Raw genomic sequence first — 14350 nt, 5'->3', positions numbered from 1 at the left:
GCCTGATCAGACGATCTGACCCTCGCCCGCTGCTGCCTCCAACTCCTCGGGGAGGGTGTCCGCGAACGCGACCTTCGGCACGAAGAACAACAGCACGGCGGCGAGCAGCCCGCCGGCAGCGCAGATCGACCACACCGCGAGGTAGCCGCCGAGGGACGCCGCGGTGTCGCTCGCGACCGCGCCGACTCCCGCCGCGAGCACGACGCCGAAGATGGCTGACGAGAACGTGCCGCCGATCGTCTTCGTCGTGTTCGTCAGAGCGGATGCCACACCCGTCTGCCCGCGTGGCGCCGCCGCGGCGGCCGCGGCAGGCAGCGCGGCCAGCAACGCCCCCGATCCGATGCCCGCGATCGCCATGTTCGTCAGCACCTGGATGAGCGTGTCGTGGAACGGGATGAAGAGGCCGTACCCGATGCCGAGCAGGACCGCTCCGACGATCAGCAGGATCCGCGGCGGCAGGCTCCGAGACGTGATCGCGAAGATGACCGCCCCCAAGATCACGAAGGCGAGGTAGACCCCGATGACGTTCGAGCGAGCCGTCGCATCCAGTCCGAGTCCGTAGCCGAGCGCGGGGTCGGTGCCGACGAACGTCGAGAGGGGAGCCTGCGCACCCAACACGCTGATGCCGAGCAGGAACGCCGTCACCTGGATCGGCCACATCTCGGGTCGCTTGAAGACCCGGATGTCGATGGCGGGATCATCTTGCCGCCTTTCGTACGCGACGAACACGACGAGCACGCCCACCCCGAGGGGGAGGAGGATCCACGTGAGCCAGGTCGGCAGATCCGGCATCCGGATGAAGGTCAGCGCCGTCGTGATGAGCAGCAATCCCGCCGTCAGCAGCGCAAAGCCGCCGACGTCGAGTCGGCGCCCCGGCAGCGGCTCGGAGTCGGGAACGCCGAACAGGATCACGAAGAAGACCGCCGTCACCGCGATCGCGGGGATCAGGAGCGTCACGCCGAGGTTCTCGCCCGTCGCGGCGAAGACGCGACCGGCCGCGAGCGCCCCGATGATCGCGCCCGCCTGCAGTCCGACGATGAGAAGACCCGCCGCGCGCCGAGTGGTCGACGTCCCGCGCGCCTGTCGGCGACCTCGTTCGAAGATGAGCGCGATCTCGAGTGGAAGCCAGACGACGTAGAAGCCCTGCAACGCCCACGCGATGAGGAACGACCAGAAATCGCCCGCGAAGGCGACCCACCACGTCGCCCCGGCGGTCAGCACGGTCGCGATGAGGAGCACCTTCTTGTGCCCGAACATGTCGCCGATCTTCGCGAGCACCGGCACGACGATCGAGGAAAGCAGCAGCTGGGCGGCCTCGAACCAGTTGACGTCGGAGTCGCGGATCCCCAAGTGCACGACGATGTCGCTGAACAGGGGCACGTAGTACCCCTGCAGGATGCCGCTGACGAGCTCGACGACGATGAACCAGCCGATGAGCGCCGCCGTGATACCGAGGGCGGAGCCACGCAGGGTACGTATCACCAGGCGAGCATACGACCATCACGGCGCCTCTATGGTGGAGGAACCCCGCCGATCCCGCAGGAGGACCCCGTGGCGAAATCCCTGGCCGAACTCGCCGAGTCGGGACTCCTCGATCCGGCATGGGCCGAGGCGCTCCAGCCCGTGGCGGGTGACATCTCCGCCCTCGGCGAGCGACTGCGTGCCGAGACCGCGGCGGGGCGCGGCTATCTGCCTGCCGGCGACCGCGTGCTCCGCGCCTTCCAGCGTCCGCTCGACGACGTGCGCGTGCTCATCGTCGGTCAAGATCCGTACCCGACGCCGGGCCATCCCATCGGGCTCTCCTTCGCCGTCGAGCGCGACGTGCGCCCGCTTCCACGCAGCCTCTCGAACATCTACCGCGAGCTCTCCGATGACCTCGGCATCCCGCCGGCCTCGCACGGAGATCTCTCCGCGTGGAGCGACCAGGGCGTCATGCTCCTCAACCGCGTCCTCACCGTCGCGCCGGGGCAACCCGCCTCCCACCGCGGCTGGGGATGGGAGCGGGTCACCGAGCACGCGATCCGCGTCCTCGTCGAGCGTGATCGTCCTCTCGTCGCGATCCTGTGGGGGAGGGATGCCGCGAACCTCCGCCCCCTTCTCGGATCGACGCCGATCGTGGAATCCGCGCATCCCTCGCCCCTTTCGGCGAGCCGCGGGTTCTTCGGGTCTCGCCCCTTCTCGAAGGTGGACGAGCTTCTTCGCGAGCAGGGCGCCGACCCCGTCGACTGGCGGATCGAATGATCCCGCAACGTGGTCGTAACGCGACGACGTTCTGTCGGGCCGTAGGCTGACGATCATGCTCGAGGAAGACCGCGATCGCGACCGTCGCCGCCTGCCCCGCCACCTCCGACGTGCGCCCGCGCCCGAGGCCGCCTTCTCGTTCGAGATCCGACGCGCGGAAGAGCGCGACATCCCCGACATCCGCGAGATCTACAACTACTACGTCACCAATTCGGTCGTCACGTTCGACGAGAAGAAGTGGTCGATCCGGCAATGGCGCGAGAAGTACGCGCAGCTTGCGAAGCTCGGCCTGCCCTTCATCGTCGCCGAGTCGCCGTCGGGCCAGATCCTCGGCTACGCGCTCGTGGCCCCGCTGTCGATGAAGTCGGGCTACCGGTTCAGCGTCGAGAACTCGATCTACCTCGGTCAGGCTGCGACCGGCAAGGGTCTCGGGCGCGCGCTCCTGCAGGCGCTCATCACGGCGTGCGAGCAAGCGGGCATCCGCGAGATCGTCGCCGTCATCAGTGACAAGGGCGCGGAGGGATCCGTCGCGCTGCACGAGAAATTCGGCTTCGTCGAGGTGGGGCGCATGGGCCGCGTGGGCTTCAAGTTCGGCCGATGGCTCGGCACGATCACGATGCAGAAATCCCTCAAGCCCGTCAAGAAGCGCGGGCTCTTCTCGCGTTAGCGATCGCGGCTGTTCCAGTCACGGACGGCATCGACGAGATCGCGCCACGCGCCCGTGAGGTCGGTGTCGCCGAGCCGAGCATGATGCTGGTCCTCGTCGCCGCAGCGCGCCTCGATCGACCACTGGAAGCGGTCAGCGCCTCGGTCGGTCCCCCGATCCTCGTCGCGTGACTCGTCGCACGAGTCCCACGGGCACTCCGCGATCAACTGGACGAAGACGGTGGCATCGTCGGGCTCGACGGGCTCGGCACGCCACGTGCGTCTCAGCCCCGCGAACCCACCGCTGCGGGTCACCTCGACGACGATGGGTGGGTCATCAGCCCTCTTCGGATCCATCTACGAGTACCCCGACGCCCGCCCAGCCTGCCCGGACGGCGGCGACCTCCTCCGATTCCTCACCGTACTCCGATGCCGCTGCGTGCACGGTGGCGGTGGCGAAATCTGTGAACGACGCGTCGGGCGAAACCTCTCCCGACGCGAAAGCGCGGTACCAGATGAGCCCCGCGCGCTCCCACGCCTTGCCGCCGAGCGCCATCGCGACGAGGTAGAAGGCGTGATTGGGGATGCCGGAGTTGATGTGCACGCCTCCGTTGTCGTCGCGCGTGACGACGTAGTCGCGCATGTGCGCCGGTTGCGGGTCTTTCCCCAGCACGTCGTCGTCGTATGCCGTGCCGGGAGCGGCGAGCGATCGCAGCGCTTCGCCCTCGACGGCATCCGTGAAGATGCCGGCGCCGACGAGCCACGTCGCCTCTTCCGCCGTCTGACCGAGGTGGTGCTGTTCGGCCAGCACGCCGAAGACGTCGGCGATCGACTCGTTGAGCGCCCCCGACTGGTCGCGGTAGGTGAGCCCGCCCGCGGCCTCGATGACACCGTGTGCGAGCTCGTGCGCGATGACGGAGAGCGACCCCGTGAAGCCCGTGAAGATCTCGCCGTCACCATCGCCGAACACCATGCGCTCGCCGTTCCAGAAGGCGTTGTCGTAGTCGCGCCCGTAGTGCACCGTCGCGAGCAGCTGACCGCCGGCATCGTCGAGCCCGTTGCGCCCGAACGCGTCCCAGGCGAACTCGAACGCGGCGCCCAAGCCGTCGAAGGCCTCGTCGACCGCGGCATCGCCCGTGGGCGGATCGTCTTCGCTCCGGACCCGCACGCCCGGGAGGATCTCGCGCGACTGCGCGTCGGAGATGGTGCGGTCGGGGGAGGGCGCCGTTTCGGCGACGAGCGTGCCGTTCTCGTCGATCGACAGCTTCAGGGTCGCGCGGACGGGAGCGTAGTTGCGTGGGGCGGCGAGCGTCGCGCGCGCGGCTTGCGCGGCATGCGCCCACTGGGGCTCCTGGACGGAGGCGATGCGAGCCAGCAGATACGGAGGGACGATCGCGTTCGACATGGTTCGAGGCTATCCCCGCCCACCGACACGGAAACCTGTCAGGATGCTCCGGATCCGGGATCGATGACGGGGATCGACGCGAGCAGCCGGCGCGTGTAGGCCACTTGCGGCTCGAGCAGCACCTTCTCGGTCGGACCCTCTTCGACAACCCGCCCGTCCTTCATGACGACAACCTGGTCGCAGAGGTTCTGGACGACCCCGATGTCGTGCGAGACGAGCAGGATCGTGAGGCCGTCCTGCGCGCGGAGGTCGGTGAGGAGCGCGAGGATCTGCGCCCGCACCGTCACGTCGAGCGCCGAGAGAGGCTCGTCACCGATGAGCAGCCTCGGGCGGTGCACGATGGCGCGGGCGAGAGCGATGCGCTGCCGCTGGCCGCCCGAGAACTCGTGCGGGAAGCGGTCAGCCATCTCGGCTTCGAGCCCGACGCGCTCCAGGACGCTCCGGACCATCGCGCGACGGTCGCCCTCGATGCCCAGCGCCCACAGCGGCTCCCCGACGATCCGGCCGACACTCATGCGGGGATCGAGCGACGCGTACGGGTCCTGGAAGACGATGCCCGTCTCGCGGCGCAGCCAGTGGAGGGCGCGAGCGGGCGCGCGGGCATCGACGCGGCGTCCGTCGAACTCGACAGTCCCGTCCGTCGGCACGTCGAGTCCCAGCAGCAGCCGGACGAGCGTCGACTTGCCCGAGCCTGATTCGCCGATGATGCCGACGGCCGACCCTTCTTCGACGTCGAGGTCGGCGTCATCGAGCGCCGTCATCGTCGACGCTCTCTCGAACGGCGCGGTCTTGGGCACGCGGTAGGTCCGCGTGAGCCCGCGTGCCTGGAGCAGGGGAGAGGTCATGCCGCCCCTCCCGGTCGCCACAGTGTGGCGGTCGCATCGCGGAGGAGTCCCTGCGTCACGGCGGACGACGGGTTCGTGAGGAGCGTCGACACGGGCGCGGACTCGACGCCCCGGCCGTCTTCGAGCACGACGCCGTGCGTCGCGATGCGGGACAGCACCGCGAGGTCGTGCGTGATGAAGACGAGCGACATGCCGTCGTTCTCGACGAGCGAGAGGAGGAGTTCGAGGATCTCGGCCTGGATCGTGACGTCGAGCGCCGTCGTCGGCTCATCGGCGATGAGAAGCCGCGGGCGGCACGCGAGCGCCATCGCGATCGCGGCGCGCTGCCGCTGACCGCCCGACAGCTGGTGCGGATAGCGCGCGACGATCCGCTCGGGGTCGGGGAGCGCGACGCGGCGGGCTTCCGCAACGGCGCGGGCCGCGGCATCCTTCTTCGAGATCCCCTCGTGGATGCGGACGGACTCGGCGATCTGCCGTCCGATGGTCCTGATGGGGTTGAGCGCCGTGCGGGGCTCCTGGAACACGATCCCGATCTCGTCGCCGCGGAGGCGCGCGAGTTCGCGATCGGGGAGTCCGAGCAGTTCGCGGCCGTTCCAGCGCACGGATCCTGTCGCAGAGATGCCGTCGGGAAGGAGCCCCAGGATCGCGAGGGCCGTGAGCGACTTGCCCGAGCCCGACTCGCCGATGAGCCCGACGCGCGCCCCGTCGGGAACATCGAACGAGATGCCGTCGACCACGCGGCGCCCGGCGATCTCGATCGCGAGATCCTGCACTTCGAGACTCACGCGACCACCTCCGGCACGTGCGTCCGCGCCGTGCGCTGTGCGCCGCTGCGACGCGACAGGGTGGGGTCGGTCGCTTCGCGCAGGCCGTCTCCGAGCAGATTCAGCCCGAGCACCGTGAGGGTGATCGTGAGCCCCGGCCAGAGCACCGAGAGGGGATACACCGTGATGTACTGCTGCAGATCGCGCAGAAGTCCGCCCCACGAGGGCTCCGTGAGCGGCGCGCCGAAGCCGAGGTACGACAGCCCGGCCTCGGCGAGGATCGCCACCGCCATGCCCCACGAAAGCTGCACGATGAAGACGGGCGCGACGTTCGGCAGCAGATGCCGCCAGAGGTTCTGCGCGGGCGTGAGGCCGCTCGCCCTTCCGGCGAGCACGAAGTCGCTGTGCAGAACGCGGCGAAGCTCAGGACGCGTGACGCGCGCGATGTTGACGCCGAAGCCGATCCCCACCGCCCACACGACGACCCACAGCGACCCGCCCCACACGGCCGAGATCATCATGGCGATGATGAGGACGGGGAAGGCGATGAGGATGTCGACGAGGACGGCGATCGACTCGCGCACCCACCGCGTCGTGAGCGCTCCGAGACTCGCGAGGGCGACACCGAGGATCGTCGCGACGACACCGGCGCCGACGGCGACGAGCACGGTCGTCCGGGCGCCGGCCATGAGGAGACTCAGGATGTCGCGGCCCGACCCGTCGGTTCCGAGAAGGTGCGGCCATCCCGGCGGTGCCCACCGGTTGGCGATGTCGACCTGCTGCGGGAGGAACGGCGTCCAGAACATCCCGACGAGCGCCGTCGCGAGGACGACGAGCACGACGATGATCCCGAACCGCCCCGTCGACAGAGCCCAGAGCCGTGCGAGCCACGCCCACCGTGACGGCGCCGAAGTGTTCCGCCGTGCCATCACGAGGCCTCTCGCTGTCGGGGGTCGATCGCGCGATGTGCGAGGTCGACGAGGAAGCCGACGATGAGCACGAAGCCCGTGAGCGCCAGGAGCTCGCCCTGCACCTTGGGAAGATCCCTCGCATCGACGTCGGCGACGAGCATCCGACCGATGCCGGGGAGGGTGAAGAGCTGCTCGACGACGACGGCGCCCACGATGATGCCGGCGACCTGAAGACCCAGGACCGTGATGACGGACAGTCCGACGACGGGGAGGCCGTGACGGATGAGGGCCGCGTTCCGTGTCAGGCCCTTCGCGGCGGCTGTGCGCACGAAGTCCTGCCCGACCGCCTGCAGCGTCGCGCTGCGGACGAACCGCATGAGCATCGCGCCCTCGACGATCCCGATCGTGAGCGCGGGCAGGATGAGGGCGCGGAAGGCGGCTCCGGGATCCTGCCATCCCGCCCGCGGGAAGCCTTGAGCGGGGAGCCACCCGAGCCACACAGCGAAGACCACGACGAGCATCATCCCGGCCCACACGACCGGAACAGCCGCGACCAGCTGCGCGCCGACGCTCATCGCCGTGCCATCGGCACGACCCCGCCGCATAGCGGAAATGACGCCGAACGGGATGCTGAAGAGCACCGCGATCAGGAGGGACAGGATGCCGAGCGGCACCGTGACCTGTGCCTTCTCGGCGATCTCGGATGCCACGGTGGTGCCGGTCCACAGCGAGGTGCCGAGGTCGCCCGTCAAGACGCCCCCGATCCAGTCGAGGTACTGCACCGGGAGCGGCTGGGTGAGACCCAGCTGCTCCCGGATCGCGGCGATCTGCTCGGGTGTGCTGTTGACGCCCGCGATCAGCTGCGCGACGTCACCGGGCAGCACCCGCAGGGTGAAGAAGATGAGCACGCTGGCGATGAGGAGACCCAGCGCGAGCAGGGCCAGTCTCGTCAGCGTGTATCGGATCACCCGTTGCTCTTGGCCAGCTGCGCGAGATTCAGGCGCTCGTTGACGTTGATCGAGGGCATACCCGAGATCGTAGTGCCGACCGCGACGACCGAGGCGCCGTTGAAGAGCCAGTCCGCCGCGGAGTCTTCGGCCACGATGCGCGCCGCGTCTGCCAGCAGCTCCGCAGCCTCGCCCTCGTCGGTCGCCGCGAGCGACTCGGCGTAGAGCTCCTGTACCTCGGGGTTGTCGTAGGTGAAGTAGTAGTCGGGGTTCGCCCAGTTCTCGAAGTCACGCGCCTCGGTGTGCAGGACGAAGCTCAGGTCGTAGTCGCGGTTCGTGTAGACGTCGGTGAGCCACGTGCCGAAGTCGACCGAGTTCACCTCGAGCGTGATGCCGACCTCGTTGAGATCGGACACGAGGATCGTGGGGATCGTGGTGTTGTAGAAGTTCGGGATCGTGAGCTCGAGCTCGAGATCTTCCGCTCCCGCCTCTTCGAGGAGGGCGCGCGCCGCCTCGGGGTCGTACGGCGCGACGTCGGCGAGGTCTTCGTATCCGGGGTCGAGCGAGGGGATGGGGCCGAACTGCGTCTGACCCGAGCCGAGCGCCTCGATGAAGGCGTCGTGGTCGATCGCCTGCCGGATGGCCTGCCGCACGCGCTTGTCGGCGAGGGGGCCCGACGTCTGGTTGAACGCGAGTGTGCCCTTGTCGGTGGACTCGCCGAGCACGACGGTGAAGGCGCCGTCGGCTTCGATCTGCGGCGTGAGCTCCGCCTCGAATCCCGTCACGACGTCGACCTCGTCCGCCAGGGCCGCGTTCAGCGCGGCCTGCGTGTCGGGGATGTAGTCGAAGACGACCTCGGCGACGAGCGCCGGCTCGCCCCAGTACGCGTCGTTACGGGCGAACGTGATGCTGTCGCCCTGACGCCACCGGTCGAGGACGAAGGGTCCCGTGCCGTTCGCGGCCGTCTGATAGTCGACGGTGTCGCCCTCCTTGAGGATGATGCCCGCGCGGCCGGTGAGGTTCCACAGGAGGCTCGAGTCGGGCTCGCTGAGGGCCAGCGTGATCTCCTGGCCTTCGGCGGTGATCGACTCGACGTTCGCCAGGCGCGCGGAGTCGCGCCAGTCCGGAGTGTCCTTGCGGGTCTGCAGCGACCACACGACGTCTTGCGGGGTCAGTTCCTGCCCGTCATGGAAGGTCACGCCCTCGCGGAGCGTGAAGGTGTAGGTCAGGCCATCGGACGAGACGTTCCAGTCCTCCGCGAGCGCGGGCACGATGTCCTGCTCGGGCGTGCGCGAGACGAGGCCCTGGTAGATGTTGTCGACGAGGATCTGGTCGACGGCGGCTCCCGCCGTCTGACGGATGTCGAGGTTGCCGGGCTCGAGCACGAGCCGGATGGCGACGGACGCGTCGGGGTCGGGGGCTCCCGTGGGGGTCGGCGCGGGCGTCGAAGCCGGCGAACAGGCTGTCAGAAGCAGACCTCCCACGACGACGAGCGCGGTGGCGGTCAGAGCTGAGCGGCGGGGCATGCGAGTCCTTTCGGCGGGTGCATCGGGATGCAGTTCGAGGTGTCGCGATTCGGGTGGCGGCACTCGGCCGGTGCGGTAGACAAGCCTAGGCACCCCGGTGGGGTCGTGCTGACCGCGCTTGATGGAAAGAAACACAAGTGTTAAGCGAGCGTGCGAAGGCGCTCGCCGAGTGCGACGGGAATGTCCTCCTGCACGTTGTGTCCCGCGGGCACGGTGAGGACGGATGCCGCGGGGACCCGGCGCGCGAACTCGGCGGCATCGTCGGTCGTTACGTAGCCCCGTTCACCGCGGATGAGGGTCGTCGGCGCCTCGACGCGCGCGAGGTCTTCCCAGCCCGCATCGCCGAGGACCGCGGCGAGCGCGTCCTGCTGCGCGTCGGCGGCTTCGGCGGCTTCGGGCGACGCCGCGAGCCGATTCGCCACGTGGGCGAAGTGATGCTTCCACTCGACGCGCCCGTCGTCGCGGACGCGCGAGTTGTGGAAGACGCCCCGAGCTGCGGCATCCGGAGATCCGCCGAAGCCGAACGCGAGGGCACGGGCGACGAGGTCTTCGCGCGATGCCCAGTCGGTCGGTCCCGCGAAGAAGCGGCGGATCTGCGTCACTCCGCCGCGCGGGTCGAGACCGGGCGTGATGTCGACGATGACGAGTTCGCGGACGAGTTCCGGATGGGGTGCCGCCACGGCGGCCGCCGTGAGCCCGCCGAGCGACTGGCCGACGAGGAGCTGGGGGCGATCCGTCCATTCCGCCATACCTCGCGCGACGTCGGGGGCGAGCGTCCGGGCGACGTACGCGGCGTCGGGCCGCCACGACGAATCCCCGTGTCCGGGGAGGTCGATCGCGAGGGCGGGAAGGCCGAGCGCGAGGATCGTCGTGTCCCACGTGTGCGCGTTGAGGCCCGCGCCGTGGAGGAATGTCACGACGGGGACGTCGTCCGGTGCCGACGGCGGCGAGTACCGCAGTGCGCTCAGCGTCCGCCCGTCGTCGAGGGTAAGGGTCAGGCGCTCGCCGTGGGGGAGAGGGCCCTCGATTCCGGCGTCTGCGGCCTGCGCGGGAAGGAACGAGAACTCGTCTATGGGGTCGTCCACGCCTCCATTCTGACCCACCCCGGCGACGTCGTCGCTACGCTGACAGGATGAACCACGAGGCACGCGTCCACCTGTCGAAGTCGGCCCGCGAGGCATACGGCGCCCTCGACGCGTTCGCCAAGACGGTCGGTGGCCTGGCCGCCGAATCCGACATCGACGCACGCCTCAAGGAGCTCGTCCAGATCCACGTGTCGCAGCTGAACGGCTGCGCGTACTGCGTGCGGATCCACGTCGATCGCGCTGTCGCGGCGGGCGTCGACGCCGATGTCATCGCGCAGCTTCCGGTGTGGCGAGAGTCGGGCGTCTTCACGGAGCGCGAGCGCGCGGGGCTCGAGCTTGCGGAGGCCTTCACCTTCATCCACGAGGACGGCATCCCTGACGACGTCTACGACCGGGTCGGGGCGATCCTCAGCGAGAAGGAGTACGTCGCCCTCAGTTGGGTGCTCGTGTCGATCAACGCGTTCAACCGCGTGGCGATCGCCGGACGTTACCCCGTCCCCCCTCGCACCGGGGCCAAGGAGTGAGCGACCCTGCCCTCGTGCCCGGGCCCACCATCCCGGGGGCGATGAACTTCCGCGATGTGGGAGGTCTCGCCGCGGGTTCTGGTCGCACACGGTCGGGCGTGCTGTTCCGCTCGGGAAATCTCGCACGCCTCGACGACGACGGCCGTGCCGCGCTCGCCGGTCTGGGGCTCCGCCGCATCATCGACCTCCGCGACGACGACGAAGTGCGTACGGCCCCCAGTCTCACGGAGCACCTTCCTGCCGAGACGCTCCGCGTCCCGCTCTTCCTCGGCTCGGTCGCCTCCTTCTTCGAGGAGGACGTGAGCCTCGACGAGCTCTATCGCCGCATCCTCGATGACTCCGCCGCGGCCGTTGCCGAAGCCGTGCGGGGGATCGTCACCGACCAGCCCGTCCTCGTGCACTGCACGGTCGGAAAGGACCGCACCGGTGTCACCGTCGCCCTCACCCTCGCAGCCGCGGGAGTCGACGAAGACGCCGTCATCGCCGACTACGCGCGCACCGAGACGATGCTCCCGGCCCGCCGGAACCGCGAGATCGTCGCGTGGCTGCGGTCGCGGCATCCGGAATCCCGCCACGCGGAGGATCTCGCGACGCGCTCTCCTGCCCCGGTCATGCGGGCGGCGCTCGCGAGACTCGCCGCCGACTTCGGCTCGCCCGCCGACTACCTGCGCGCTCACGGAATCACGGATGCCGAGATCGTCGAGCTGCGCCGGATCCTGGTGGCATCTGACTGACGTCCACCCACAGTCGTGTTTTACACGGCGTCCTGTGAGGTTAGGCATGCCTACACCCGCGGTATAGTGGACCCATCATGACCGGCACCGCGCACAACGCCGCGGTGTGCCGCACCTCGCGGCACACACGCGCTCAGCACCTCATCACGGCAGACGAGACGTCCCTCGTCGAGCTCGAGACGCTGCTTGCGACCCTGCCGCTCTGTTCGACCGGTCGCGTCTTCATCGAGATTCCGGATCCCGAGGCCCTGAGCCCCATCACGGTCCCCGCGCGCATGACGCTCACGTGGCTCGATCGCTCGGTGCGTTCCGGTCTCCCCGGCACCGGCAAGGGCTGCGCGCCCGGTCAGGCGCTCGCTCGCGCTGTGACGGCGTGGGCCGACGAGATGCTGTGTGAAGAAGACGACGAGACGCGTATCCACCTCCTCGGCGGATATCTCGGCACGGCCGACATCGTCGATCACCTGACGGCTCGCAACGGCATCGCCCCCGACGCGATCCACACTCCCGAGCGCTTCGGCCTCGCGACCGCTCGCTGACGCCGCGGCATCCGGTCGTTTCAGCCGCGCGCGGCGCCTCTCGGCACGTAGTTGCCGTCTTCGAGGCCTGCCTCGATCTCGAATCGGTTCCTCAGCGGATCGCGCCCCGCGATCAGATAGAGGAGCGGCATGAGGAAGCCGTAGCGCTCCCACTGCCGTTTGTGCACGGCTTCGTGTCGCAGGAGGTGTTCCGTGACGGGGGCGTCTCCCATCAGCAGGCATCCTCCGACGCACACGGCGCCGCGCGCGAACGCCCAGTCCGGCAGGCCGCGGAAGATCCAGAGTCCGCCGCGCTTCTCGACGCGACCCGTGCTCCAGATGCTGCCCCAGATCCAGCCCACAGTCGTTCCGTACCAATAGCCCACGCGACTGATCGGCGAATCGAGGAGGAACGGCGGGATCATCCTGTCGAGCACCGACCCGCGACGTACGGCGCGATGCGCGCGCTCGTGCCATCCGTCCGGCGGGGAGGGGACAGGAGTCATGCGAGAGCCCCGATGACCCGGAGGAGCGCGCCGAGGTCGTCGGTGGCCGACTCCTTGGACGCGGGGGAGTATCCCGTGAGCGACGCCCCCACGAGCGGGGCGACGTCGCGGAGTGCCCCGATGGCGCGCGTGAGCTCGGTCACCGAGATGCCGAAGGGTGCGGGGTGCGAATTGCCCGCGAGCTCCGCGGGGTCGAGCACGTCGACGTCGACATGGACGTAGAGGCCGTCGGCGCCGATCGCGCGCACAGCGTCGGCGAGCGCGTCGGGCTGTCGCAGGTCGTCGACGGAGAGGGAGCGGATGCCGAGAGCGCTGACCGCGTCGAGTTCGGCGTCGTCGAACGATCGTGCACCCGCGAGGACGACGTGCTGCGCGGGCACCGTGCCGACGTCGAGCGACAGGCCGGGCGCTCCTTCTCCGAGGATCGCGCGCAGCACCATCCCCGCGAAGGCTCCCGACGGCGTCGAGTCGGGGGTGTTGAGGTCGGGGTGCGCGTCGAGCCACACGACGGCGAGGTTCGGCGTGCGGCTCGCGGCGTGGGCGACCGTCGCGAGGGCGACGCCGCAGTCACCGCCGACAGTGAGCGTCGGCTCGGGGTGATCCCCGAGCGCTGCCGTGATCTGCTCCGCGATGCGCCGGAGGGAACTGAGGCGGTGGACGCCCGTCCCGAGCGACTCTCCCGCTTCGGTGGGCACTTCGAGGATCGTCGTCGCTGTGCGGGGCAGGTCGCCCGCGATCGCTTCGGCGCCGTCGATGAGCTGCATCGCCCGCGAGGAGGGACTTCCCTGCCACTGCGGGACCACGAGGTAGCGCGTCATGGTGCCCATCATCCTCTCGTCGGGACCACGAAGGGTGCCGCCCGTCGCGAGCGGCACCCTTCGGACGGGTCAGTTCTCGATCGCTGCCGGCGGCGTGCCACCGGTCTTGAGCATCGCGAGGCGTGCTTCGACCTCGGTGAGCTCGCCGATGTCTTCGAGCTGGTTGAACTGCGCGTCGATCGACGACGCCGCGAGTTCCTGCTTGCCCTGCGCGATGGCTTCCTGGCGGCGCACCTTGTCTTCGAACCGGCCGAGCTCGCTCGTCGGGTCGAGCACGTCGATGGACTTGACGGCGTCGTGGACCTTCGTCTGCGCCTCGGCCGTCTTGGCACGCGCGAGCAGCTCGGAGCGCTTCGAGCGCAGCTGCTCGAGCTTCTGCTTCATGCCGTTGAGGCCGTCCTTGAGCTTGTCGACGACCTCGGTCTGCGACGCGATGGCCGGCGCGATCGCCCGTGCCTCGTTCTCTTCGCTGATCTGTCGCTGGAGGGCGATCTTGGCGAGGTTGTCGAACTTGTCGGCGTCGGCGGTGTGCCCGCTCGAGCGGAGCTCGTCGGCCTTGCGGCTCGCCGCAAGCGCCTTGTTGCCCCACTCGGCAGCGGCCTGGACGTCTTCCTGGTGGTCCCGCTCGAGAAGACGCAGGTTGCCGATCGTTTCGGCGATGGCCGACTCGGCGTCGGCGATCGAGTTGCTGTAGTCGCGGACGAGCTGGTCGAGCATCTTCTGCGGGTCCTCGGCCGAGTCGAGGAGCGCGTTGATGTTCGCCTTCATGAGCGTCGAGATGCGACCGAAGATGGACTGCTTGGCCATCGGGTGTCCTTCCTATCGAGGTTGTTCGTGGTCATGAGAGTTCAGATGTCGGCGGATGCCGGGAGTTGAGGGAT

General features: G+C 69.2%; 17 protein-coding genes. 5 read left to right on the top strand and 12 right to left on the bottom strand.

The genetic code is table 11. The features are described 5' to 3' along the window. Positions 1-6 precede the first annotated feature (6 nt). Positions 7-1482 carry an MFS transporter gene (locus FBY39_RS15390; protein ID WP_260838026.1) on the bottom strand — a complete coding sequence of 492 codons (1476 nt, stop codon included), beginning with the start codon at positions 1480-1482 and terminating at the stop codon, positions 7-9. A gap of 69 nt (positions 1483-1551) precedes the next feature. Here FBY39_RS15390 and FBY39_RS15385 point away from each other — a divergent pair, with 69 nt between their 5' ends. Together FBY39_RS15385 and FBY39_RS15380 are read left to right on the top strand one after the other, a co-directional pair. Then, entirely contained in the window at positions 1552-2241 is a 690-nt protein-coding gene (locus FBY39_RS15385) for a uracil-DNA glycosylase (protein ID WP_141933398.1), read from the top strand. Between the two features lie 55 nt (positions 2242-2296). Then, a complete protein-coding gene (locus tag FBY39_RS15380; RefSeq protein ID WP_141933395.1) occupies positions 2297-2908 on the top strand; it encodes a GNAT family N-acetyltransferase in 612 nt (203 codons plus the stop codon). Here FBY39_RS15380 and FBY39_RS15375 read toward each other — a convergent pair. The 8 genes from FBY39_RS15375 to FBY39_RS15340 all read right to left on the bottom strand — a co-directional run bounded on the left by FBY39_RS15375 (position 2905) and on the right by FBY39_RS15340 (position 10369). Further along, positions 2905-3243, bottom strand: coding sequence for a protealysin inhibitor emfourin (locus FBY39_RS15375; protein ID WP_141933394.1), 339 nt, complete (start codon positions 3241-3243; stop codon positions 2905-2907). The two genes, FBY39_RS15380 and FBY39_RS15375, sit on opposite strands and share 4 nt — an antisense overlap. Then, positions 3224-4291 (bottom strand): M4 family metallopeptidase, encoded by a 1068-nt coding sequence (locus FBY39_RS15370; protein ID WP_141933392.1) that lies wholly within the window; start codon positions 4289-4291, stop codon positions 3224-3226. Before FBY39_RS15370 ends, FBY39_RS15375 begins: the two co-directional genes overlap by 20 nt. A 38-nt stretch (positions 4292-4329) precedes the next feature. Continuing rightward, complete coding sequence (locus tag FBY39_RS15365) at positions 4330-5136, bottom strand: ABC transporter ATP-binding protein (RefSeq protein ID WP_186336965.1); 807 nt, start codon at positions 5134-5136, stop codon at positions 4330-4332. Beyond that, positions 5133-5921 carry an ABC transporter ATP-binding protein gene (locus tag FBY39_RS15360; RefSeq protein ID WP_141933389.1) on the bottom strand — a complete coding sequence of 263 codons (789 nt, stop codon included), beginning with the start codon at positions 5919-5921 and terminating at the stop codon, positions 5133-5135. The genes FBY39_RS15365 and FBY39_RS15360 overlap by 4 nt, the downstream gene beginning before the upstream one ends. Beyond that, positions 5918-6829, bottom strand: a complete 912-nt coding sequence (locus FBY39_RS15355) for an ABC transporter permease (protein WP_141933387.1) — start codon at positions 6827-6829, stop codon at positions 5918-5920. Before FBY39_RS15355 ends, FBY39_RS15360 begins: the two co-directional genes overlap by 4 nt. Further along, the gene (locus FBY39_RS15350) at positions 6829-7779 is read right to left on the bottom strand and encodes an ABC transporter permease (RefSeq protein ID WP_141933385.1); all 951 of its coding nucleotides are present in this window, start codon (positions 7777-7779) and stop codon (positions 6829-6831) included. Before FBY39_RS15350 ends, FBY39_RS15355 begins: the two co-directional genes overlap by 1 nt. Then, on the bottom strand, positions 7776-9284 hold the full coding sequence (locus FBY39_RS15345) for an ABC transporter substrate-binding protein (RefSeq protein ID WP_141933383.1): 1509 nt from the start codon (positions 9282-9284) through the stop codon (positions 7776-7778). The genes FBY39_RS15350 and FBY39_RS15345 overlap by 4 nt, the downstream gene beginning before the upstream one ends. Before the next feature lie 140 nt (positions 9285-9424). Further along, a complete protein-coding gene (locus tag FBY39_RS15340) occupies positions 9425-10369 on the bottom strand; it encodes an alpha/beta fold hydrolase (protein ID WP_260838025.1) in 945 nt (314 codons plus the stop codon). Positions 10370-10416: 47 nt separating this feature from the next. Here FBY39_RS15340 and FBY39_RS15335 point away from each other — a divergent pair, with 47 nt between their 5' ends. The 3 genes from FBY39_RS15335 (at position 10417) to FBY39_RS15325 (ending at position 12166) form a co-directional block, all read left to right on the top strand. Continuing rightward, positions 10417-10893, top strand: a complete 477-nt coding sequence (locus FBY39_RS15335; protein WP_141933378.1) for a carboxymuconolactone decarboxylase family protein — start codon at positions 10417-10419, stop codon at positions 10891-10893. Positions 10894-10907: 14 nt separating this feature from the next. Next, the gene (locus tag FBY39_RS15330; RefSeq protein WP_313901709.1) at positions 10908-11627 is read left to right on the top strand and encodes a tyrosine-protein phosphatase; all 720 of its coding nucleotides are present in this window, start codon (positions 10908-10910) and stop codon (positions 11625-11627) included. A gap of 77 nt (positions 11628-11704) precedes the next feature. Further along, the gene (locus tag FBY39_RS15325; protein ID WP_141933376.1) at positions 11705-12166 is read left to right on the top strand and encodes an SIP domain-containing protein; all 462 of its coding nucleotides are present in this window, start codon (positions 11705-11707) and stop codon (positions 12164-12166) included. 20 nt (positions 12167-12186) lie between these two features. On the opposite strand, the gene FBY39_RS15320 is transcribed toward FBY39_RS15325, so the two are convergent. The 3 genes from FBY39_RS15320 to FBY39_RS15310 form a co-directional block, all read right to left on the bottom strand. Then, complete coding sequence (locus FBY39_RS15320; RefSeq protein ID WP_141933375.1) at positions 12187-12651, bottom strand: Fe-S oxidoreductase; 465 nt, start codon at positions 12649-12651, stop codon at positions 12187-12189. Continuing rightward, on the bottom strand, positions 12648-13469 hold the full coding sequence (locus tag FBY39_RS15315) for an arginase family protein (RefSeq protein WP_141933373.1): 822 nt from the start codon (positions 13467-13469) through the stop codon (positions 12648-12650). The genes FBY39_RS15320 and FBY39_RS15315 overlap by 4 nt, the downstream gene beginning before the upstream one ends. 69 nt (positions 13470-13538) lie before the next feature. Next, on the bottom strand, positions 13539-14276 hold the full coding sequence (locus FBY39_RS15310) for a PspA/IM30 family protein (protein WP_141933371.1): 738 nt from the start codon (positions 14274-14276) through the stop codon (positions 13539-13541). Between the last annotated feature and the right edge of the window lie 74 nt (positions 14277-14350).

Origin of the sequence: Microbacterium sp. SLBN-146 (assembly GCF_006715145.1) — a bacterium.
Lineage (GTDB): Bacteria > Actinomycetota > Actinomycetes > Actinomycetales > Microbacteriaceae > Microbacterium.
Note: the sequence above shows the minus strand (reverse complement) of the source record. Positions and strands in the feature narration are given on the sequence as shown.

Excerpts from the sequence above, each read along its gene's own strand:
- FBY39_RS15355 (WP_141933387.1), bottom strand. The coding sequence starts at position 6,829 with ATGGCACGGCGGAACACTTCGGCGCCGTCACGGTGGGCGTGGCTCGCA.
- FBY39_RS15320 (WP_141933375.1), bottom strand. The coding sequence starts at position 12,651 with ATGACTCCTGTCCCCTCCCCGCCGGACGGATGGCACGAGCGCGCGCAT.
- FBY39_RS15310 (WP_141933371.1), bottom strand. The coding sequence starts at position 14,276 with ATGGCCAAGCAGTCCATCTTCGGTCGCATCTCGACGCTCATGAAGGCG.
- FBY39_RS15375 (WP_141933394.1), bottom strand. The coding sequence starts at position 3,243 with ATGGATCCGAAGAGGGCTGATGACCCACCCATCGTCGTCGAGGTGACC.
- FBY39_RS15380 (WP_141933395.1), top strand. The coding sequence starts at position 2,297 with ATGCTCGAGGAAGACCGCGATCGCGACCGTCGCCGCCTGCCCCGCCAC.
- FBY39_RS15345 (WP_141933383.1), bottom strand. The coding sequence starts at position 9,284 with ATGCCCCGCCGCTCAGCTCTGACCGCCACCGCGCTCGTCGTCGTGGGA.
- FBY39_RS15335 (WP_141933378.1), top strand. The coding sequence starts at position 10,417 with ATGAACCACGAGGCACGCGTCCACCTGTCGAAGTCGGCCCGCGAGGCA.
- FBY39_RS15365 (WP_186336965.1), bottom strand. The coding sequence starts at position 5,136 with ATGACCTCTCCCCTGCTCCAGGCACGCGGGCTCACGCGGACCTACCGC.
- FBY39_RS15315 (WP_141933373.1), bottom strand. The coding sequence starts at position 13,469 with ATGACGCGCTACCTCGTGGTCCCGCAGTGGCAGGGAAGTCCCTCCTCG.
- FBY39_RS15370 (WP_141933392.1), bottom strand. The coding sequence starts at position 4,291 with ATGTCGAACGCGATCGTCCCTCCGTATCTGCTGGCTCGCATCGCCTCC.
- FBY39_RS15325 (WP_141933376.1), top strand. The coding sequence starts at position 11,705 with ATGACCGGCACCGCGCACAACGCCGCGGTGTGCCGCACCTCGCGGCAC.